Source organism: Candidatus Pacearchaeota archaeon, assembly GCA_038874355.1.
Taxonomy (GTDB): Archaea; Nanobdellota; Nanobdellia; order Pacearchaeales; family GW2011-AR1; genus JAVZCO01.
In genome coordinates, this window is sequence record JAVZCO010000001.1 from 393,918 (window position 1) to 412,992 (window position 19,075).

A 19,075-nucleotide genomic window follows, 5' to 3' on the forward strand; every position below is an offset into this window, starting at 1 on the left:
ATGGAAATATCAAATTTAATGAAAGAAAAAATAATAGAATATCTTAATACAGGGAAGAGATTTGACGGAAGAAAGTTTGATGAATATAGAAATATAGAAATAGAAACTAATGTTAGCAAAAATGCCGAAGGAAGTTCTAGAGTAAAATTAGGAAATACAGAAGTAATAGTGGGAGTAAAAATAGATGTTTCTGAACCTTACACAGATAACGAAGATGAAGGAACTTTAATTACTAGCGCAGAATTAATTCCTTTAGCTTCAGATAGATTTGAATTAGGCCCACCAAGAATAGAAGCAGTAGAATTAGCTAGAATAATAGATAGAGGAATAAGAGAAAGCAAATTTATTGATTTTAAAAAATTATGCATAAAAAAAGGAGAAAAAGTTTATTGCGTATTTTTAGATATTTATCCTATCAATTATGACGGAAATTTAATAGACGCTTCTTTTATAGCTTCTGTTTGTGCTTTATTAACAGCAAAAATGCCGAAATATGACGAAGAAAAAGAAAAGATAAAATATGGAGAACTAACAAATAAAAATGTTCCATTATCAGACAAAATACCTGTAATGATAACTTCATGGAAGATTGAAAATAATATAATAATAGATCCTACATTAGAAGAAGAAGATGCTTCTAATTTAAGATTAAGTATAGCGGTTACTAAAGAAAAAAAGGAATTTAAAATTAATGCGATCCAAAAAGGTGGAGAAGGTACTTTGACAGAAAAAGATTTAGATAACATATTTAATTTAGTGAAAGAAAAAGCAGAAGAAATTTTGAAAAAAATTGAGAAAGCTATAAAATAAGAAAATAAAAAAAGAAGAATGTAGATTTTATAAAAAAGCAGTAAAATACAAAAATAAAGAATAGTGTATGTTAAAATAATCTTTGTAATAGAATGAAAGTTAAAAAATAGAGAATAAATTTTTATTTTATTATGTAGTTTATGAGGAATTTATTATAATACATCATATGAAAATATTTATAAATGCAAAAGATTATTTGAAAAATAGTAAAAAAGAAAATAAAAAATGAAAAAAGAAATAGAAGAAAAATTCACAAAATATGAAATAGCAAGAATATTAGGAGCAAGGGCATTACAAATTGCAATGAATGCTCCAATTTTAGTTAAGATATCTGAAGAAAAATTAAAAGAAATAAGATATGATCCTATAGAAATTGCTAAAATAGAATTAGAAGAAGATGTTTTGCCTATTTCTGTAAAAAGACCATTTCCTAAAAAAATAGAATCAAAACTAGAAATAGAAAGAAAAAAAATTGAAAAAGAAGAAAAAATTGAAGAAAAAATTAATATAGAAAAAATTGAAGAAAAAGAAGAAGAAGAAATAAAAGAAGAAGGCGAAATTATGGAACTTGCTAGCGACACAGAAGAAACTTCAGAAGAAACTTCTATAGAAGAAGAAGGAATGTAAAATAAAATTTTAATGGGAAAATTGAAATAAATATTTAGGATGATGTGTTAAAATATTAGAAATAAAAATTTTTTAAATCTTTATTATAAAAATTCTCTATTTTTTATTTGTCATAATCTTTATTTATTAAAAATAAAAATAAGAAATATTTAAAAATACTTTTTTTTTAATTTATATAATTAATTAATAAAAAATAATTATAAAAATGAAACCAAAACAGATTTTAGCAAAAGTAATTCTTAATTCTAGAAAAGAGAAAACAATTGAGGTTATAGTAAAAACAGAATATGGAAATTTCTCTGCATCTGCTCCAACAGGAAGAAGTAAAGGAAGTTATGAAAAAGATTATTACAAAGATGTGATCGAAAAAGAAGCAAAAAAATTAGAATCTTTTTCTAATAAAATATGTGAAATAAATATAGAACATTTTACTGATTTGCAATATGTAGAAAATATATTAAAAGGTTTTATTGGTGCAAATACAATTTATTCTTTAGAAGTTGCTTTATTAAAAGCAGCAGCAGCTGAACAAGGAAAATCTTTATGGCAATTTTTAAACCCAAATGCAAAGAAATTTCCAATTCCTATAGGAAATTGTGTTGGTGGTGGTTCACATTCTTTACCTTTCAAAGGGAAAAAACTTGATTTTCAAGAATTTTTAATTATCCCTAGATGTAAAAATTTTTCTAATTCTGTATATTTAATGAAAAAAGTTTATAATACCTTAAGAGATATTCTAAAAGCAAGAAGAGTTTTAGGTCAAATAAATGATGAAAATGCTTTAACTACTTCTTTAAATAATGAAGAAACTCTCGAATTATTAAATAAAATAAGATTTCAAATAGAAAAAGAGCATAATGAAAAAATAGAAATTGGCTTAGATGTTGCGGCAAATTCTTTTTATGATAAATCTTCTAAAACATATAATTATAAAAATCCTGAAACCTCTTTAACAAGAGAAGAACAAATTGAATATATTTCTGGTTTAGTAGAAAATTACGAATTATCTTATTTAGAAGATCCTTTGGAAGAAAATGATTTTGAAGGTTTTGGTATGGTAAAAGATAGAGTTGGAAATTGTCTTGTTGTAGGAGATGATTTAACAGTAACACAAATAAATAGATTACTAAGTGCTATAAAATTTGATTCTATAAATGCAATAATAATAAAACCAAATCAATGCGGTTCGCTACTTGAAGTAAATAAGGTTTTAAAATTAGCAAGAAAATACAATTTAAAAGTGATATTTTCTCATAGAAGTGGAGAAACTTTAGATTATACTATTGCAGATTTAGCATTTGCTTCTGGTGCAGATTTTATAAAAACAGGAATTTATGGAAAAGAGCGTGAAATAAAATTGAATAGATTAATTAATATAGAAAAAGAAATAAAATAAAAAAATAAAACCAATGATAAAATAAAATTTCTTTTAAAAGACATAAAAAATAAATACAATGACTTATATTTATAGTGAAAATATTTCATTTCTTACAATGAATAAAGAAAAATTGATTGGAGTTATAATAAAAAATAAAGATATTACACATACTTAAAAATAAATGTTTGAGTTAATTTAAAGGTTATTATATAGAAAGATTTATAAACTCTAAAAATTTAATAAAAAAATGGAAGAAAAGAATTTGAAGAAAAAATTAGCAAAAGGGATTTCTGAATATAAAAAATTAATTCGTGAGAAAGAGGCGACAGAAAAGAAAATTGCTAAGCATCTCGAAAAGGAAACAGCTTTTATCGAGGAGAATTTGCCAGAAATTATTGATATTGCTAAAGAAGATTATGAAAAATGGCGGGAAAAAGAAGGATACAAACTTAAAAGAGAGATCCAAGAAGCATTAAAAACAAATGATTTTGATAGAATTAAAGAAATAATAGAATATGCAAAATTAAAAGATATAGAAATACCAATAAAAAAAAGAGTTAAAGAATTATTTTCTCCAAGCGAGAGAGAAGAACTTTTAGAGTATGCAAAGAAAGCAGCTGAGAAAGAATGGTATTCTGATGCTGGAATGATTGCAGCTAAAGTAGGAGCAAAGAAAGAAGCTTTGGAGTATGCAAAGAAAGCAGCTGAGGAAGGAAAGTATTATTATGCTGGAATGATTGCAGCTAAAGTAGGAGCAAAGAAAGAAGCTTTGGAGTATGCAAAGAAAGTAGCTGAGAAAGAATGGTATTATGATGCTGGAAAGATTGCAGCTAAAGTAGGAGCAAAGAAAGAAGCTTTGGAGTATGCAAAGAAAGCAGCTGATGAGAAAGAATGGTATTATGCTGCTGGAGAGATTGCAGCTGAAGTAGGAGCAAAGAAAGAAGCTTTGGAGTATGCAAAGATAGCAGCTGAGAAAGAATGGTATTCTGATGCTGGAATGATTGCAGCTAAAGTAGGAGCAAAGAAAGAAGCTTTGGAGTATGCAAAGAAAGCAGCTGATGAGAAAGAATGGTATTATGCTGCTGGAAAGATTGCAAATGAGATTTTAAATTATTATCTTTAAAAATGGCTGAAAAACTAAAGATACTTATTGTTGAAGATAGAGAAGAAAATATTGGGGCTGCAAAAGAATATTTTGAGAATATTGGTTTTGAATTAGATTTTGCTCAAACCGGAAATGAAGCTTTAGAGAAATTAGGAAAAGAGCGTGAAAATTATCTTTTTTTAATTAGTGATTTATCTTTGCCAAGAGAAAAAGGAGGAAAAGAAGAGTTTATTGGCTTTGAAATAGGAAAAAAAGCAGAAGAATTAGGTATTCCTTATGTGTTTGCTACTTCATTTAATGTAGTTAATAATCATAATATTATACCTTATGAAAACTTTGAAGAAGAATATAACAAATTTTATAATGGAAATCCAAAACATGATTGTAGAATAATTGGTTTAAATAAAAAAGAAGTTATGGAGTGGAAAAAAGTTTATGAAAATATAGAAGAATTAGGTATTTTAAAAAATGCAGAAGAAATAAGAGAAGCAAGAAGAAGATATAAAAAATATACTGGAAAATCTTATAAGAAGAAATAAAAATATCGAAATCGATAATTGATAAAATAGTTAAACAATATAAGAAATTAATATTTATAATCTTGCTGCCAATTCTTGCATATAAGAAATAAAGTAATCTGCTTTTTTTATTAAATTATCTAGTTCTTTTCCAGAAATATCTTTTATTTCTCCATGCTCATATTTTTTATAAGTATTAAAAATATCTTCAAAATAACTTATAATAATTTTTGTTATCTCTCTTCTTTTTTCTATATTTTTTAATAATGCTGGGATAGAAGAAGGAATTATAACCGTGTATCCTTTTAACAATAAAAACGCTTGAGCAGAGTCTATAACTGCTGAATAAATATTAGAAAGAATATCTATTTTTATTCTTCTTATTTCTGTCATTTTACTTCCAGTATCCATTATCAAATGTAATAAAGAATCGCTTGATTTTCCTATTCTTCCTAAATTAATTAATATTTTTAAAGGATTTATTAAACTCGAAGGATCGTATATTACTAAAGAATTCTTTATTTCATTTATAATATAGAAATCATTCTTCATTATTCTTTCGAAATAGTCTGTTAATAAATATGAATAGATTTTTATCTCCAATGAAAATTTATAATTTAACAACCAATCTTGAATATTTTTTATTTTTTCTTTTTTTTCTTTTAGATTATCTAATAAAACACAAATTAATATATCTTCCGATTCTTTATTAATAACACACCAAATTGCTTTTATTTCTTTTCTATATTTTTTTAAACAATCTGTTAAAAATTTTTTTAAGGTATTCTTTAAAATTTCTTTATTTTTTATTTTTTCTTCTTTTTTCATTTTATCATTTTCTTTCTAACTTATTTAATAATATTTCCATTCCTTTAAAATAATTTTTATCTATATTTATTAATTTTTTATTTGTTTTTTTGTAATGTATATAAGAATATAAATTTTTTAGTATATCATAATAAGATTCGGGAATTTTATTTTTTTTAACAAACTCTTTTTCAAATAAATAAAGTATTTTTTTATCATTTTTATCTTTTTCTTTCACAACTTTTTTACATAAACTTATTCCATAATTATATGCTTCTTCTAATCTTTTTCTTTTACTTTCTTCTTCAAGTTTTTTAATTATATTTTTTGCTTCATTTAAGATTAATTTTATTTTATTCATCCATAAATCAATTTCTTCGCCAGAGAACTCCCCAAATGTTCCTTTGTATATTTTTTCATTTATTTTTATCAATTCATTATAAGTTTCTAAAAAGTAATTTGAAATCCCTATTTCTTTTTTATTAGCTCTTAATTTTTCTAAGGTATCTGTTGCAGAACTTGTTCTAATTTCTAAATAACTCAAAATTATTTGTGAAATAATTGTTAAAATATTTAATAAAGCAAAGGGAATTTCTAGAAGCTTTTTTTTCGCAGATAAAAAATAATTGATTGCTCTATAAAATAATCTTTCTGATTTTTCATTAATGCTATATATCTTTCCTTCTGCTAATAAATTTTTTATTAATCTAATGAAATCTCCTTTATCATATAAAATAATAGAAGTTCTTATTGCAGAAATAGTCCAAGGTTCAGCAATATGAATTAAATGCCAGATTAATCCAATTGTTTTTGGAGGTTGAAAATGTATTTCTATTCCCTCTTTTTTTGCCTTTTCTTGTATAGTTATAAGAAGTATATCTAATTTCTTTTCTTCTTCTTCAAAGTTTGGGATTGTTTCATCAATTGCAATGAAAATATCTATATCATGGCCTTTTACTAATCCTTTTTTTACAGCACTACCATAAAAAAAAACACTTTTAACAATATTTAATTCAAAAATAGGAGAACATAGTTGTTTTAATATTTTTTTTATATTTTCAGGAGTTTTTATTATTTTATTATCCTCTTTTTTTTCTTCCATAAAAGCAAAAATTTAATAGAATTAATAAACCTTTCTATTATTTTTATAATGATAAGTTTTTTCTTTAATTTTATTATATTTAATATTATTTGATTATAAATATTTTTATTTCTTTAAGAATAATATTATATAGATTTTATTTATAAAAAAATAAAGAAAAATAAGAAAAGACTTAATTCTAAAGCTTTATTGTTCTAGGCTTGTAATATCTGGAATTAAATATTCCAAACTTGGCAGATTACAATCATATATTGCTTTTTGTTTTTATTTTCCTTATTTCTTATCTATCTCTATTCCAATTCTTCTTTGTTTATTTTTACCTTACCCTTTTTACCTAGATCTATTACTATCTCGTCTCCATCATCCCTCAAATCACGAATATGAAGATAACTTTTATCAAAGCTCGAATCTGTAACTCTCTTATAATTTACTTTTCCATTCTTTCTCCAAACTAAATATACAGTATCATGTCCGTAATCTCTTCCATTTTCTGCCGACCATACAATAGCTGCTATATCTTTTCCAGGTATTCTTTTTTCTCCACTTAAATAATCACATCCCAGTCTTGAACCAACACTTATTACAAGATTTCTCGCCTGCTCCATAAAATCTTCTGGTTCTTCTATTTTTCCTTCAAGAGTTATTTTTTTCTTCATAGGACTGTATGAGATTCCTTTTGTTTCTTTAGGTGATATTTGAGCAATTACTCCATCTTCTAATAGTTTTTCTAAACCAATATAAGCCTCTCTTCCACGAACGTCTGATGATGGGGAAACTCTTTCATTTATCCATGCATGATCTTCATAAATCTGTTTTGGCTTTTCATATCCTTGTATATACCAAACACTATAACGATATTGATTACCAAAATATCCTGCTCCTTCTTGCGAGCATCTATCTGTATCTATTTGTTCGAAAAGAACAAATGCTGCTCTTTCTTTTTCTTTATCAACAATATAGTTTGTTATACGTGTTTCTCTATATAAAGGATGATTGTGTTGGTGAGTTTTAACAACATCGTCCATTACTTTTTTTACATATTCTTCAAAATTTGTTTCTTTATTTTCCATTTTTCTTACCTCCTTCCATTTGCCTCATCGCGTCATGCTCGTTTTTATTAAGTATGATTTCTAATTCACCTTTTTCTTTTGGTAAGAGAGGGTAATTTTTTAGATCTTCGTAATCAAAATCTCTTTCTTCCTCTATTTTTCTTTCATATTTTTCCTTTATCATTTTTCTCTTTGTCTATTGTGATATTTATTCTTGTTTTCATTTTATTTTGTATTATGTTATACTATATAGTAGTAACACTAGTATTTAAATCTTTCGGTTTTGTAATTACTAAATAGTAATTATAATATTTATTAAAATTTTATGAAAATATTTATAAATGCGAAGTCTTAAGAGAAACATTAAATAAAAACAAAAATTTAAAAACTCTAAATATTAATTACTATTTATCACTTATTATCGGGTGCAAAATTTGCAGATTTATTTTTTCTGCAGAAAGTAGCTTTTACTCCCGAACTATTTATAACTTAAACGTTTAAATAAAAATGCCAAGAAAGAAAAAAATTTTGCAAGAAGAAAAAGAAGAAGAAAAAATTTCAGATTTAATTGAAAATACAAAAATCAAAGAAAAATTAGAAAATGAAGAGTTAAATAAAATTTCAGAAGAAGATAAAGAAGAAATAACAGAAACAAAAAAGAAATTACTTGAAAGAGCTGCAGAATTACAAAAAACAATTGAAGAGAAAAAAATAAAAGAAGAATTACAAGAAGAATTAAAAAAATCAAAAACTTTTGTTCCTATTGAAGATTACTTAAAATATTCTGTTTATTTAGGAACCAAAGTGATTACTCCCCATATGAGAAAATTTGTTTATAAAAGAAGAGCCGACGGAATTGCAGTAATAGATGTAAATCAAATAGACAAAGCATTAAAAAATTTTATTAAAGAATTAGTGAAATATGATCCAGAAGATTTTATTATTGTATGTAAAAGAGAAGCTGGTTGGAAAGCTGTGAATTTATTTTCTCAGTTGACCGGAGTAAAGGTATTCACAAAAAAATATCCAGCAGGAATAATAACAAACACAAATCTTGTGGATTTTTTTGATCCTAAAATGGTTTTTATTTGTGATCCTTGGGTAGATAAAAATGCTTTAAATGATGCAAAAAAAACAAAAAAGAAAATTTTTGCTTTATGCGACACAAATAATTATACATTTGATATTGATCTATTTATACCATGTAATAACAAAAGTAATAAAAGCATAGGATTAATATTTTATATAATAGCAAAAGAATATTTAAAAGAGAAAAAAATAAATAAAAATCTTCCATCAATAGAAGATTTTGTTGGAGAGAAAATTTAAGATTTCTTAAATAAAATTTCCGAAAGATTTATAAATAAATATTTCATTCATTAAACTATTCAAAAATGATAAATTTTATCAGAATGAGTGCCTTAAAAAAGAAGAAGTTTAAGGCATGAAGTATGTAAGGCAACATTCTGGTAAATATTTCTAAATGAAATAAGTAATTAAAATTAATAACTTATAGATAGTAATATTTACCAGGGTTATTATGATATTTCGACCTTGTTAAATCCAGTTTATCCTGCTGGAGGTTGCGGCTATTTGGCTTGCACTTAGACATGCAAGTTACCTCGAAAGAGGAGCGAACTGCTTAGTAACACGTAGTTAATCCTTTCTATGGTCGAAGATACCCTCGGGAAACTGAGGTTAATATTCGATAGAAGATAATTTCTGGAAAGAATTATCTTTAAAAGGAAACGCCATAGAAGGAGGCTGCGGCTGATTAGGTTGTTGGCGGGGTAAAAGCCCACCAAGCCGATGATCAGTAAGGGCCCTTAACGGGGGAGCCCTAAGACGGATCCTGAGACACTGATCCGAGCCCTACGGGGTGCAGCAGTCTGGGGTTTTTTGCAATGCGCGAAAGCGTGACAAAGCGAGCCAAAGTGTCTCTCTTTGAGAGACTTTTGTCAAGTGTAAAAAGCTTGACGAATAAGGACTGGGCAAGACCGGTGCCAGCCGCCGCGGTAATCCCGGCAGTCCAAGTCGCAACCAACTTTATTAGGTCTAAAACATCCGTAGCTTGCTATGTAAGTTTCTTGTTAAATCTTATCTCTTGAAGATAAGGCTGCAAGAAATACTGCATAGCTAGAGACCGGGGGATGCAAGAAGTACAACCAAGGTAGTGGTAAAATATGTTAATCTTGGTTGGACTAACAATAGCGAAGGCATCTTGCAATAACGGCTCTGACAGTGAGGGATGAAGGCTAGGGGCGCAAAAGGGATTAGATACCCCTGTAGTCCTAGCAGTAAACACTGCGCACTAAACCTTGTGACCTCCTCGAGAGGTTGCAGGGCTGTAGCGAAGGCGAAGAGTGCGCTACCTGGGAAGTACAGTCGCAAGGCCGAAACTTAAAGGAATTGGCGGGGGAGCACTACAACGGGTGACGCGTGCGGTTCAATTAGATTCTACACCGTGAACCTCACCAGGACCGACAGCAGAATGAAGGTCAATCTGAAGGGTTTACCTGACACGCTGAGAGGAGTTGCATGGCCGACGTCAGCCTGTGTCGTGAGATGACCGGTTAAATCCGTTAACAGGCGAGACCTGCGTGTTTAGTTGCTACTCGGAGAGAGAGCACTCTAAACAGACTGCCTGGGTAACTAGGAGGAAGGTGCAGGCTACGTTAGGTGAGTACGGCCCGAATGCCCTGGGCGACACGCGCGCGGCAATGTTACATACAATGAGATGCAACTCTGAAAAGAGAAGCTAATCTCATAAAGTGTAACTCAGTTCAGATTGAGGATTGAAACTCATCCTCATGACGCTGGAATCCGTAGTAATCGTTCGTTAGCAGCGAACGGTGAATAGGTCCCTGCTCCTTGCACACACCGCCCGTCAAACCAACCGAGTTTTGCATTGGTGAGGCTCGAAAGAGACGAATCTTTGCAAGACAAGGCAGGTTAAGTCGTCACAAGGTCACTGTAGGGGAACCTGCAGTGGGATTACCTCCTAAATTAAAAAGGAGTTAAAAAAAGAAATATCATAATAATTTGTTGCCTTACATACTACAAAAATTTTAAAGGGCCTGTAGTCTAATGGTAGAATGCGTCCCTTGCACGGACGAGGTCCGAGTTCGATTCTCGGCAGGTCCATTTTCAAATGAATTTGAGAAAAAAATTCTCAAAGGATAGCTGATGTTCAAAAATGAAGCAGATAGAAAGATCTTACTTAGTTAAACTGCTAGATGGATAGCTTGGCTTAAGTCGTGATGAAGGACGTGGCAAGCTGCGATAAGTCCAGGGTAACTGCACGCAAGTTTTGATCCTGGAATTTCCGAATGAGATAACTTTCTCGAAAGAGAATATCTAGCGATAGATGTACCCAGGGAATTGAAACATCTTAGTACCTGGAGGAAAAGAAAACAAAAAGTGATATCCTTAGTAACAGCGAGTGAAAAGGATAGAGGGCAAACCGAATCTTTCGTCGAAAGGCGATAAGAGATGTGGTGAGATAAATAAGAGCTAAATTATCGAGTCGAATTTCTTTGGAATAAGAAGCCTTAGAGGGTGATAGCCCCGTAGACAAAGATAATATGCTCTTATCTCAAAGAGTAAGGCTCTCTGGATTGAGAGTCTGAAAATAGCAGAATTAACTGCTAACCCTAAATATAGACTTAAGTCCGATAGCGAACTTAGTACCGCGAGGGAAAGCTGAAAAGAACTCTTGGCAGAGAGTTAAAAGACTTGAAATCTAGCAGTGACAGGTTGTTACGGCTCGAAAAGAGTTGTAACGTACGTTTTGAAGAACGGGCCAGGGAGTTAAGATTAGTGGCGAGGTTAAGTCTCTCTGAGATGTAGCCGTAGCGAAAGCGAGTTCGAAAGAGCGATTAGTCACTAGTCTTAGACCCGAAGCCAGATGATCTATTCCTGAGCAGGGTGAAGTCTCTCGAAAGAGAGATGGAGGCTCGAACCAGTGTTGTGTGCATGCACTTGGATGACTTGGGAATAGGGGTGAAAAGCCACTCGAATCTGGCGATGGCTGGTCCCTGCCGAAATATGCCTTAGTATAGTCTTTTCCTGCTAGAATATGAGGTAAAGTACGGATAAAACCTGCAGAGGATTTTTCCTACGGGGTTTTTTCCAACTCAGAACTTATATTCTGCAAAGGAAAGGAATCAGGGGCGGCGCGTAAGGTGCTGTTCCGAGACCGAAAAAACGGAGACTGGAGTTAAGGTCCCAAAGTTTATGTTAAGTGTATCAAATCTTGTCGAGACCCTGAGACAGTAGGGAGGTAGGCTTAGAAGCAGCCATCCTTTAAAGAAAGCGTAACAGCTCACCTATCGAGGTTCTCGGCGGAGAAAATGGACGGGGCTAAACATAACACCGATACTCCAGCCCTACTCGAAAGAGTAGTGGGGTAGGCAGGCGTGCTTCTTGCTGCGAAGTACTTTCGTGAGAAAGTATGGAGCGAGAAGTAGTGAAGATCCTGGTGTTAGTAAGATCGTACTTGTCTGAGATATGACAAGCGCTGAAAGAGCACGGTTTCCTCGGCAATAAAAATTAACCGAGGGTTAGTCAGCACCTAACCAACCTCTTAACCGAGAGTTGGGAAAGGGTAACAGGTTAATATTCCTGTACTAATTATTTTCAATTATTGTATAGAGTTAGTTTTTGGATAAGCAAAGTTCCGAAAGGAATTTCCTTACAGAAGTTTGTGGAGCGTAATGCTAAGATACAAATGAATGTAAGGATTAAATTTGCTGATTCCAAGAACCCATGAAAACTCTATACATAGAAAATAATTAGCTGTACCAAGAACCAACACAGGTGCTCTAGCTGAGAAGGCTAAGGCGTGTAAGGATAAACTGGATAAGGGAACTCGGCAAATTGGCCCCATATCTTCGGTAGAAGGGGTGTCTATTCTTGTAATTTGAAATATAATTGCAAGAGTAGATCTCAGTAACAAGGGTGGCCCGACTGTTTACCAAAAACGTAGCCGGGTGCTAATCTGAAAAGATTTGTATACCCGGTGAGTCCTGCCCAGTGACGGTGTCTGAAACTCCTTTTCAAGGGAGCTAATGCCCGTCAAACGGCGGGGGTAACTCTGACCCTCTTAAGGTAGCGTAATGCCTTGTCGTCTGAATGGCGACGTGCATGAATGGATCAACGAGGTTGCCACTGTCCCTATCCAGGTCCTTCTGAAGACACTTTCTGGTGCAGATGCCAGAGACGTCTAGTGGGAAGCGAAGACCTTATGAACCTTTACTGCAGCTTGTTGTTGTATTTTTACAAAGAATACATAGAATAAGTAGGAGCGTAGATGTTTAGCTTCGGCGAAAACGGAGCAAAAGTGTAATACTACTTATTCTTTGTGAAAATACTTACTCTCGGAAGAGAGGACACCAACAGGTGGGCAGTTTGGCTGGGGTAGTTCCTGCCGAAAAAATATTGGTAGGGCCCAAAGGTAAGCTCATCCGGCTTGGAAACCCGGAGTAGAGTGCAAAGGCAAAAGCTTACCTGACTGTTTTCTGAACAGCAAGGAAAACAGGCATGAAAGTGGGGCTTAGCGAACCTACGAGGTCTTTTAATGGGACCCGTAGATGACAGAAAAGGTACTCTAAGGATAACAGGCTTGTCGCGCCCGATAGTTCATATTGACGGCGCGGTTTGGTACATCGCTGTCGGCTCTTCCTATCCTGGGTGTGCATAAGCACCCAAGGGTGTCGGAGTTCACGCATTAAAAGGGATCGTTAGCTGGGTTAAGAACGTCGCGAGACAGTTTGTATGATATCTACTAGACGTGTCGTTGAGTGAGCGGAATGAGTCTATAGTACGAGAGGAACTAGACTCAGGCGCCTCTGGTAAAGCGGTTGTAATGAGCAAGCCGCGAAGCTACGCGCTGTGTGGATAAGAGCTGAAAGCATCTAAGCTCGAAGCCATCCGCAAAACGACTCAACTAATGCCGTCATAGAACATGACGTCGATAGAGGTCGGATGTAAGCATCAAGGCAACGAGATGTTTAGTCACGACCTACTAAAAGCATCAATCTGTAAGATCTTTCTATCTGCTTTAATTTAAAATTATAAAAAATTAAAAAGAAGAATTATTCATAATAACTTTAAAAAATATATTTATTTTATTTTAAAAATTCTAAAATATCCAAATAGTTCAAAATTTTTTTGTCATCCTTATCTAATCCCGGGCAAGCTGTATTAATATATAAAGGCAAGGAAAAATTTTCTATTTCTTCTTTAGTTACATTATCACAAATTAATATATATACTTTTTTTCCCAACTTTTCTATTTTATTTTTTAATAGTAGAGCATAATCTAATTTATTTTGGTATTTTTTTATTGATACAATAATTCCTATTTTGTCACAAAGAAAAAATTTTTTTATTTTTGCTTTTTTATTATTCTCATAATGAGAAATTTCATCATACGAAATTTTTTCTATACAATAGCCATTAAAAAAATAAATCTCTTTTTTTGAATTAATTGCTATGTTTAAAGCATGAAATTTTCCATCACAAATTAATAAAACATTTTTTTTTGTTTTTATTAAAGAACAACCTAAAACTTGTTTTATTTCACTTTTCAATCCTAAATATTTTTTTACAGCTTCTGCTAACTTTTTATATTGTATAGTATAAAAAATATCTATATTTTCTTTTGATCCAATTTCATCTACAAATTTATTTAATATTTTTTTATTAAAATAAATATTTCTTCTTAACAAAGGAATAAATAAAGTCTTCATTATTAAAAAAAGAAACTTAATTTTTTAAATATAACTTAATTTAAAAGGTAATTTTTAATTAAAATCACAACTCTAAATATTTATCTTCTTGTTTTTGTGGAGAATTAAAAGAAGGCTTTTTTGGTTTGTAAACTTGTGCAAAAGATGGTGTAGCTATTATTATATTTTCTCCGAATCCTGCTATGTCCCCTTCAATTGCTTCTACTGTTTTCTTTATCTTTAAAATTGCTCTTTTTAAATCCATCATATCTTTTCCCTTCATTTGTTTTATATCAATAACAACTATATTATAACCTTCTCTCAAAGCATTCAAAACCTCATTAACATCATCAAATTTTTTAAGAACAAAAGGTCTTACCATAACTTTTTCTTTTTTTATTTCTTGTCCCAAATCAACTTCAATATATTCTTCATCACCTTTTCTTAATCTTCTTTTTAACCTTCCAAATACCATAAAAAAATTAATTTTAGGTGGTTTATAAATATTTCTATTCTTAATATTTATAATTTTTATTTAAAATTTATATTTTATTCGACGATAATCAATTCTTTTCTATATCTTTACTTAAACTTTCTAATTTTTCTTTTAAGGATTTTTCTTGTTTTTCAAAAGATTTTATTTTCAATTCAATTATTTTTTTCCTTTCTTCTAATTCTTCAATAATCTTTTCTCTATCATAATTTATCATCAAGTTCCCTATAATTTTATAAACCTCTTTATTAGCTTTTTTTATTTCTTCTAAAGAAAAATTTATTTCATTTAATTCTATTTGTAATGACTGTAATTGAAAAAGAATATTTTGTAAATTTTGTTCTATAATTTGTATTTCTCTTATTTTTTCTTTTTTCTTATCATCTCTTTCCATATTTATTCTGCCTTCACTTTTTTTATGACATTTCTTGTTTTATAAAATATTTTACATCCACAATAAGGACAAACAAATCTTTTTTCTAATGTTTTAGAAGATATACTTTTTTCACACTTAAAACATTTATAATTTGCCATTTTCTATTTTATTTATCTTCATTTAATTTATCTACTAAACATTTTGCTTTTTCTAAAACTATATTATCATTTATTTCTACAACGTACATTCCATCTATTTCTTCTGCAAAATTTTTATTCTTTATATTATAATATATAATTTTTCCTTCAATATTTCCTATATACTTCCAATAAGGTAAAGGAAAAAATTCATAATTCCTTTTTTTATTATCCATTTTTTAATTAAAAATAATAATCTTTTATATTTATATGTTTATAAATCTATTGTATATAATAACATCCAGAAGTAAATTTCTTTTTACACTTTCTACAATACCATATACCTTTTGCTAATCTTTTTACTTTTTTTTTATTACAAAAAGGACATTTTTGTTTTTTTCTTTGAATAGATTCAATTTTTCTTATTTTTTCTTTTACTTTAGTTCCATACCTAGATGAAAATCTTCCTGCATGTTTTATTTTTTTTGTTTTTCCCATTTTATAAATTAAAATTTGATAAAGATGGGGATGCCCGGATTTGAACCGGGGTCGCGTGCTCCCAAGGCACGAATACTAACCAGGCTATACTACATCCCCTTAAATATAAATTTAATCTTTCTTTATTATATAAATTTATTGTTATTTTTTGGATGTAGATTTTTTTTCTTCTATTTGAGTTGGTTTTGTAGATGTTGCTTTTGCTCCAACCCCGGTTGTAGATGTTTCTGTAACTTGTTTTTTTATTTCTTCTGCTGTTTTTTCTTCTTCTAATTTCTTTTTTATTTCTTCTTGCTTTGCTTTTATTTTTGAAAAAGTTTCTTGTAAAAATTTTAATTTTTCCTTATCTGGAATAGTTTTTTCATTTAAAATTTCATCATCATATAAACCTTTATCCACTTCTTTTATTACTTCTTTAGGGTCTTTATTTTCTACTAATATTCCAGCAGAAACACAAGTTCCTAAAACATTTTTTACACACGCTTTTAATGTTTTTGAAAGCATATTTTGTTGCTTCATTTTTGCTATTTTTATTATCTGTTCTATCGATAAATTACCAACTTTTACATTCTTCATGTCTGGAGAACCCTTTTCTATTGAAAGTTCTTTTTTTAATAATTCTACTACTGGAGGTGATAAAACTTTAATTTTAAAATTTTTTGATTTTACATTGACATCTAATTCTACCGGAACCTTTAATCCAGAAAAAGTTTTTGTTGCCTCATTTATTTCTGAAATAACTTTTCCAATATTTATTCCCAAAGGACCAAGTTTTTGGCTTAAGGTTGGGCCAGGTTTCATATTACCACCATCTACTAAAAGTTTTATTATCATTTTATAAAATTATTCATTTTCCTCCTTTTCTTCGGAAATTTCCTCTCTTCTAATTACTCTTAAATTATCTAAGCTTATTGTTACCGGAATTGGAATTGCAGCTTGCAATAAAACAACAACAGCTTCTCCTTTTTGTTTGTCTACTCTAACAACTTTTGCTTTTTCTTTTTTGAAAGGTTCTGATATTATTTCTACTATATCATTTTTTTCTATGTTTATTTCTTCTATTTTTGGCTCGATCATTGGTTTTATTTCTTCATAAGTTACATTTTTTCTTAATATTCCTTTAACATATCTAAAATTAAAAACAGCTTCTTCTGCAGAATCTTTATCTTCTGCTTCTAATATAATATATCCTCTCACGCCATGAGGTCTGATTATAGAATATACTTGTAACTGTTTTTTTTCTACTCTTTCCTTTATTGCCTTCATTACTGTATCTTCCTTATTCGTTGTTATTTTTATTACAAATAACATTTTTATTTATAAAGAAATTAGTTTAAAAATTTTTGTTTTTTGTATTTAAAAAATCTTCGTTTAGTGCATAAGGGTATAGATTATTAAATTTATTAAAAATCCTAAAAACCCAATAATAAGTAAACCAATTATAGAAACTTTTGATATTATTTTGAATTCTTCTAAAGTAGGTTTTTTCATGATTTTCCATACTCTCCCACATTTAATAAAAAAATTTTTGGTATTATTAATAAAGTTATTAATAAATTTCATATTATCAAAAAAATTTTTAACTTTATAAATCTTACATCTTTTATAAAATTTAACTTACAATAAATTTTATAAATTAAATTAATATAAAAAATATATATGCGGGGGTTCCGGAGTGGTCAAACGGGCAGGACTTAAGATCCTGTGGCTTAGTGCCTTCAGAGGTTCGAATCCTCTCTCCCGCATTTTTCACTTTTATTTTTATTTCTTTAAAATTTTATAATAATTTTATAAATTAAAAAGAAAATTATTCATTAAAAGAAAAAATAAAAAATTTTCTTAAAAAATAAAAACGCCCACACCGAGAGTCGAACTCGGATTGCATCCGTGACAGGGATGCGTCATAGCCGTTAGACCATGTGGGCAGAATATTAATTTTAAGCATAAAATGATTTTTAAATTTTTCTTATTACAATTATTTTTCTAAAATATTATATTGAAAAATAATAATCCTTTTAAAATAAAAATTATTAAAAAATTAATGGAATTGGAAAAAATTTTAAAAAAACAAAATTTATCAAATTTAAAAATATTAAATAATAGTATGGTTAATTTTGAATATAAGGATTTCTATGTACATTTTTTTATTTATCAAGATGTAATGTATGGAGAAGCTTACAAAAAAAATATTATAAACGATACTGAACAATTAAGATATTGTAGATTTTTATTTTTTCCTTCAAAAAAGGAAAGAGAAGAATTTGAAAAAGAAGCTGGATATATTCATTTCATATTAGAAGGTAATTTAAAAAGGAACATAAAAAATTTAATAAGATTGTTAGAAACTCCTAAGGAGAATATATTTCTATTAGAAGATAAAAAAGGAACAGTTTTTTTAAAAAATAATGAAGATATAAGAAGAAAAATTAATTTTTTAAGATTAAGAAATTTCATAAATAAGAAAAAGTATTATAAGAAATAATTTTAAAAATATGGGAAATATTTAAATTATATGAAAAATTATATATTTTTTATTTTTTTATTAATTATCATTTCTTCTGGTTATTTTTTTCTAAAACTAAATTTCTTTACAGAACCAAAAAAATTAGAAGTTAACAAAACTCAAATAAATTATAATAATCAAATCTCAAGTTATGAAAATGAATTACAGATTTGTCAAAATACAAAATTTAACCATAATAATATTACATATTCTATTGATTCTAACTGCAAAGAAAATAAAATAAAAAGAATAGAAGAAGCTTTTAAAATTATAGAAAAGGAAGTTGGAGAAATAAAATTTATTAGAGTAAATAGCGATGCTGATATAGATGTAATATGTCAAAATATAAAAATCCCAACAGAAACAAAAGGATACTTTATTGCCGGAGAAGGTGGGCCAACATCTTTGATTAACACAAGTTTATTCTGTATTATAGAAAAAGGGAAGGTTTTATTATATAAGGAAAAAGATTATTGTGATTATCCTAATGTAGAATTACATGAGATTTTACATGTTTTTGGCTTTGGGCATTCAGATAATGAAAGAAGTATAATGTTTAATACTTCATTTTGCAATCAAATTTTAACAAAGGATATAATAGATGAAATGAAAAGATTATATAGTATAAAGAATCTTCCAGAATTATATTTTGAGGATGTAGAAATAAAAAAACACGGATTATATATAGATTTTAATTTAAAAATTAAAAATTCTGGATTAATAGAAGCAAAAAATGTTTCTTTATTAATAAAAGAATATCCATCTTATAAAAAAATCGATTCTTTTGAACTATCTGATATAGAATATGGTGCTGGAAAATCTATAAATGTAGAGAATTTAAGAATTCCTTTAAAAACAAAAAAATTAATTTTTGAGATTTTCTCTATTCAAGAAGAAATAGATAAAGAAAATAATTTTTTAGAAGTAGAATTATAATAAAT

At 28.8% G+C, this 19,075-nt stretch carries 20 protein-coding genes, 3 tRNA genes, 2 rRNA genes and 1 pseudogene; 12 read left to right on the forward strand and 14 right to left on the reverse strand.

Features of this window, described 5'->3' with window-relative positions; all coding sequences use genetic code 11:
- From rrp42 to QW117_02425, 5 genes are all read left to right on the forward strand, one after another.
- Entirely contained in the window at nt 1–810 is an 810-nt protein-coding gene (rrp42, locus tag QW117_02405) for an exosome complex protein Rrp42 (GenBank protein MEM3405802.1), read from the forward strand.
- A gap of 225 nt (nt 811–1,035) precedes the next feature.
- A complete protein-coding gene (locus tag QW117_02410) occupies nt 1,036–1,437 on the forward strand; it encodes a DNA-directed RNA polymerase subunit K (GenBank protein ID MEM3405803.1) in 402 nt (133 codons plus the stop codon).
- A 205-nt stretch (nt 1,438–1,642) separates the two neighbouring features.
- Complete coding sequence (locus QW117_02415) at nt 1,643–2,833, forward strand: enolase C-terminal domain-like protein (GenBank protein MEM3405804.1); 1,191 nt, start codon at nt 1,643–1,645, stop codon at nt 2,831–2,833.
- Between the two features lie 229 nt (nt 2,834–3,062).
- A complete protein-coding gene (locus tag QW117_02420; GenBank protein ID MEM3405805.1) occupies nt 3,063–3,938 on the forward strand; it encodes a hypothetical protein in 876 nt (291 codons plus the stop codon).
- Nucleotides 3,939–3,940: 2 nt separating this feature from the next.
- Entirely contained in the window at nt 3,941–4,459 is a 519-nt protein-coding gene (locus tag QW117_02425; GenBank protein MEM3405806.1) for a response regulator, read from the forward strand.
- Between the two features lie 54 nt (nt 4,460–4,513).
- Here the strand turns inward: QW117_02425 and QW117_02430 are convergent, their stop codons facing one another.
- The 4 genes from QW117_02430 to QW117_02445 form a co-directional block, all read right to left on the reverse strand.
- A complete protein-coding gene (locus tag QW117_02430) occupies nt 4,514–5,266 on the reverse strand; it encodes a hypothetical protein (GenBank protein MEM3405807.1) in 753 nt (250 codons plus the stop codon).
- Nucleotides 5,267–5,270: 4 nt separating this feature from the next.
- Nucleotides 5,271–6,347 carry a nucleotidyltransferase domain-containing protein gene (locus QW117_02435; GenBank protein MEM3405808.1) on the reverse strand — a complete coding sequence of 359 codons (1,077 nt, stop codon included), beginning with the start codon at nt 6,345–6,347 and terminating at the stop codon, nt 5,271–5,273.
- A 290-nt stretch (nt 6,348–6,637) separates the two neighbouring features.
- Complete coding sequence (locus QW117_02440) at nt 6,638–7,417, reverse strand: hypothetical protein (protein MEM3405809.1); 780 nt, start codon at nt 7,415–7,417, stop codon at nt 6,638–6,640.
- A complete protein-coding gene (locus QW117_02445) occupies nt 7,407–7,580 on the reverse strand; it encodes a hypothetical protein (GenBank protein MEM3405810.1) in 174 nt (57 codons plus the stop codon). The genes QW117_02440 and QW117_02445 overlap by 11 nt, the downstream gene beginning before the upstream one ends.
- A gap of 323 nt (nt 7,581–7,903) precedes the next feature.
- On the opposite strand from QW117_02445, the gene QW117_02450 reads away from it, so the two are divergent.
- From QW117_02450 to QW117_02465, 4 genes are all read left to right on the forward strand, one after another.
- On the forward strand, nt 7,904–8,725 hold the full coding sequence (locus tag QW117_02450; GenBank protein ID MEM3405811.1) for a 30S ribosomal protein S2: 822 nt from the start codon (nt 7,904–7,906) through the stop codon (nt 8,723–8,725).
- Between the two features lie 231 nt (nt 8,726–8,956).
- A 16S ribosomal RNA gene (locus QW117_02455) occupies nt 8,957–10,399 on the forward strand.
- A 70-nt stretch (nt 10,400–10,469) separates the two neighbouring features.
- Nucleotides 10,470–10,540 (forward strand) — tRNA-Ala (locus QW117_02460).
- Between the two features lie 68 nt (nt 10,541–10,608).
- Nucleotides 10,609–13,445 (forward strand): 23S ribosomal RNA (locus QW117_02465).
- Together the 16S and 23S rRNA genes with 1 tRNA gene alongside form the textbook arrangement of a ribosomal RNA operon.
- Before the next feature lie 79 nt (nt 13,446–13,524).
- On the opposite strand, the gene QW117_02470 is transcribed toward QW117_02465, so the two are convergent.
- The 10 genes and pseudogenes from QW117_02470 to QW117_02515 all read right to left on the reverse strand — a co-directional run bounded on the left by QW117_02470 (nt 13,525) and on the right by QW117_02515 (nt 17,194).
- Entirely contained in the window at nt 13,525–14,148 is a 624-nt protein-coding gene (locus tag QW117_02470) for a diphthamide synthesis protein (protein MEM3405812.1), read from the reverse strand.
- A 64-nt stretch (nt 14,149–14,212) separates the two neighbouring features.
- The gene (locus QW117_02475; protein ID MEM3405813.1) at nt 14,213–14,602 is read right to left on the reverse strand and encodes a cell division protein SepF; all 390 of its coding nucleotides are present in this window, start codon (nt 14,600–14,602) and stop codon (nt 14,213–14,215) included.
- An 88-nt stretch (nt 14,603–14,690) separates the two neighbouring features.
- On the reverse strand, nt 14,691–15,014 hold the full coding sequence (locus QW117_02480; GenBank protein ID MEM3405814.1) for a prefoldin subunit beta: 324 nt from the start codon (nt 15,012–15,014) through the stop codon (nt 14,691–14,693).
- A gap of 2 nt (nt 15,015–15,016) precedes the next feature.
- A complete protein-coding gene (locus QW117_02485; protein ID MEM3405815.1) occupies nt 15,017–15,154 on the reverse strand; it encodes a DNA-directed RNA polymerase subunit P in 138 nt (45 codons plus the stop codon).
- An 8-nt stretch (nt 15,155–15,162) separates the two neighbouring features.
- Entirely contained in the window at nt 15,163–15,369 is a 207-nt protein-coding gene (locus QW117_02490; GenBank protein MEM3405816.1) for a hypothetical protein, read from the reverse strand.
- Nucleotides 15,370–15,415: 46 nt separating this feature from the next.
- On the reverse strand, nt 15,416–15,631 hold the full coding sequence (locus tag QW117_02495; GenBank protein ID MEM3405817.1) for a 50S ribosomal protein L37ae: 216 nt from the start codon (nt 15,629–15,631) through the stop codon (nt 15,416–15,418).
- A gap of 25 nt (nt 15,632–15,656) precedes the next feature.
- Nucleotides 15,657–15,730: transfer RNA gene (locus tag QW117_02500), tRNA-Pro, on the reverse strand.
- A gap of 240 nt (nt 15,731–15,970) precedes the next feature.
- Nucleotides 15,971–16,465 (reverse strand): annotated as a pseudogene (locus QW117_02505) (50S ribosomal protein L11).
- Nucleotides 16,466–16,474: 9 nt separating this feature from the next.
- Nucleotides 16,475–16,942 carry a transcription elongation factor Spt5 gene (locus tag QW117_02510; GenBank protein MEM3405818.1) on the reverse strand — a complete coding sequence of 156 codons (468 nt, stop codon included), beginning with the start codon at nt 16,940–16,942 and terminating at the stop codon, nt 16,475–16,477.
- 60 nt (nt 16,943–17,002) lie between these two features.
- Nucleotides 17,003–17,194 (reverse strand): protein translocase SEC61 complex subunit gamma, encoded by a 192-nt coding sequence (locus QW117_02515; protein MEM3405819.1) that lies wholly within the window; start codon nt 17,192–17,194, stop codon nt 17,003–17,005.
- A gap of 98 nt (nt 17,195–17,292) precedes the next feature.
- Between QW117_02515 and QW117_02520 the strand changes: the two genes are divergently transcribed.
- From QW117_02520 to QW117_02530, 3 genes are all read left to right on the forward strand, one after another.
- A tRNA-Leu gene (locus QW117_02520) sits at nt 17,293–17,376 on the forward strand.
- A gap of 296 nt (nt 17,377–17,672) precedes the next feature.
- A complete protein-coding gene (locus QW117_02525) occupies nt 17,673–18,113 on the forward strand; it encodes a hypothetical protein (GenBank protein MEM3405820.1) in 441 nt (146 codons plus the stop codon).
- A gap of 30 nt (nt 18,114–18,143) precedes the next feature.
- Nucleotides 18,144–19,070: a matrixin family metalloprotease gene (locus tag QW117_02530; GenBank protein MEM3405821.1), complete on the forward strand. Its 927-nt coding sequence runs from the start codon at nt 18,144–18,146 to the stop codon at nt 19,068–19,070.
- Nucleotides 19,071–19,075 lie beyond the last annotated feature (5 nt).

What these genes read in the sequence shown, in the direction of transcription:
- QW117_02470 (MEM3405812.1), bottom strand. Translation starts at nt 14,148, where the DNA reads ATGAAGACTTTATTTATTCCTTTGTTAAGAAGAAATATTTATTTTAAT.
- QW117_02515 (MEM3405819.1), bottom strand. Translation starts at nt 17,194, where the DNA reads ATGAAATTTATTAATAACTTTATTAATAATACCAAAAATTTTTTTATT.
- QW117_02480 (MEM3405814.1), bottom strand. Translation starts at nt 15,014, where the DNA reads ATGGAAAGAGATGATAAGAAAAAAGAAAAAATAAGAGAAATACAAATT.
- QW117_02510 (MEM3405818.1), bottom strand. Translation starts at nt 16,942, where the DNA reads ATGTTATTTGTAATAAAAATAACAACGAATAAGGAAGATACAGTAATG.
- QW117_02415 (MEM3405804.1), top strand. Translation starts at nt 1,643, where the DNA reads ATGAAACCAAAACAGATTTTAGCAAAAGTAATTCTTAATTCTAGAAAA.
- QW117_02525 (MEM3405820.1), top strand. Translation starts at nt 17,673, where the DNA reads ATGGAATTGGAAAAAATTTTAAAAAAACAAAATTTATCAAATTTAAAA.
- QW117_02410 (MEM3405803.1), top strand. Translation starts at nt 1,036, where the DNA reads ATGAAAAAAGAAATAGAAGAAAAATTCACAAAATATGAAATAGCAAGA.
- QW117_02435 (MEM3405808.1), bottom strand. Translation starts at nt 6,347, where the DNA reads ATGGAAGAAAAAAAAGAGGATAATAAAATAATAAAAACTCCTGAAAAT.
- QW117_02440 (MEM3405809.1), bottom strand. Translation starts at nt 7,417, where the DNA reads ATGGAAAATAAAGAAACAAATTTTGAAGAATATGTAAAAAAAGTAATG.
- QW117_02430 (MEM3405807.1), bottom strand. Translation starts at nt 5,266, where the DNA reads ATGAAAAAAGAAGAAAAAATAAAAAATAAAGAAATTTTAAAGAATACC.
- QW117_02475 (MEM3405813.1), bottom strand. Translation starts at nt 14,602, where the DNA reads ATGGTATTTGGAAGGTTAAAAAGAAGATTAAGAAAAGGTGATGAAGAA.
- rrp42 (MEM3405802.1), top strand. Translation starts at nt 1, where the DNA reads ATGGAAATATCAAATTTAATGAAAGAAAAAATAATAGAATATCTTAAT.
- QW117_02450 (MEM3405811.1), top strand. Translation starts at nt 7,904, where the DNA reads ATGCCAAGAAAGAAAAAAATTTTGCAAGAAGAAAAAGAAGAAGAAAAA.
- QW117_02485 (MEM3405815.1), bottom strand. Translation starts at nt 15,154, where the DNA reads ATGGCAAATTATAAATGTTTTAAGTGTGAAAAAAGTATATCTTCTAAA.
- QW117_02530 (MEM3405821.1), top strand. Translation starts at nt 18,144, where the DNA reads ATGAAAAATTATATATTTTTTATTTTTTTATTAATTATCATTTCTTCT.
- QW117_02490 (MEM3405816.1), bottom strand. Translation starts at nt 15,369, where the DNA reads ATGGATAATAAAAAAAGGAATTATGAATTTTTTCCTTTACCTTATTGG.
- QW117_02445 (MEM3405810.1), bottom strand. Translation starts at nt 7,580, where the DNA reads ATGATAAAGGAAAAATATGAAAGAAAAATAGAGGAAGAAAGAGATTTT.
- QW117_02495 (MEM3405817.1), bottom strand. Translation starts at nt 15,631, where the DNA reads ATGGGAAAAACAAAAAAAATAAAACATGCAGGAAGATTTTCATCTAGG.
- QW117_02425 (MEM3405806.1), top strand. Translation starts at nt 3,941, where the DNA reads ATGGCTGAAAAACTAAAGATACTTATTGTTGAAGATAGAGAAGAAAAT.
- QW117_02420 (MEM3405805.1), top strand. Translation starts at nt 3,063, where the DNA reads ATGGAAGAAAAGAATTTGAAGAAAAAATTAGCAAAAGGGATTTCTGAA.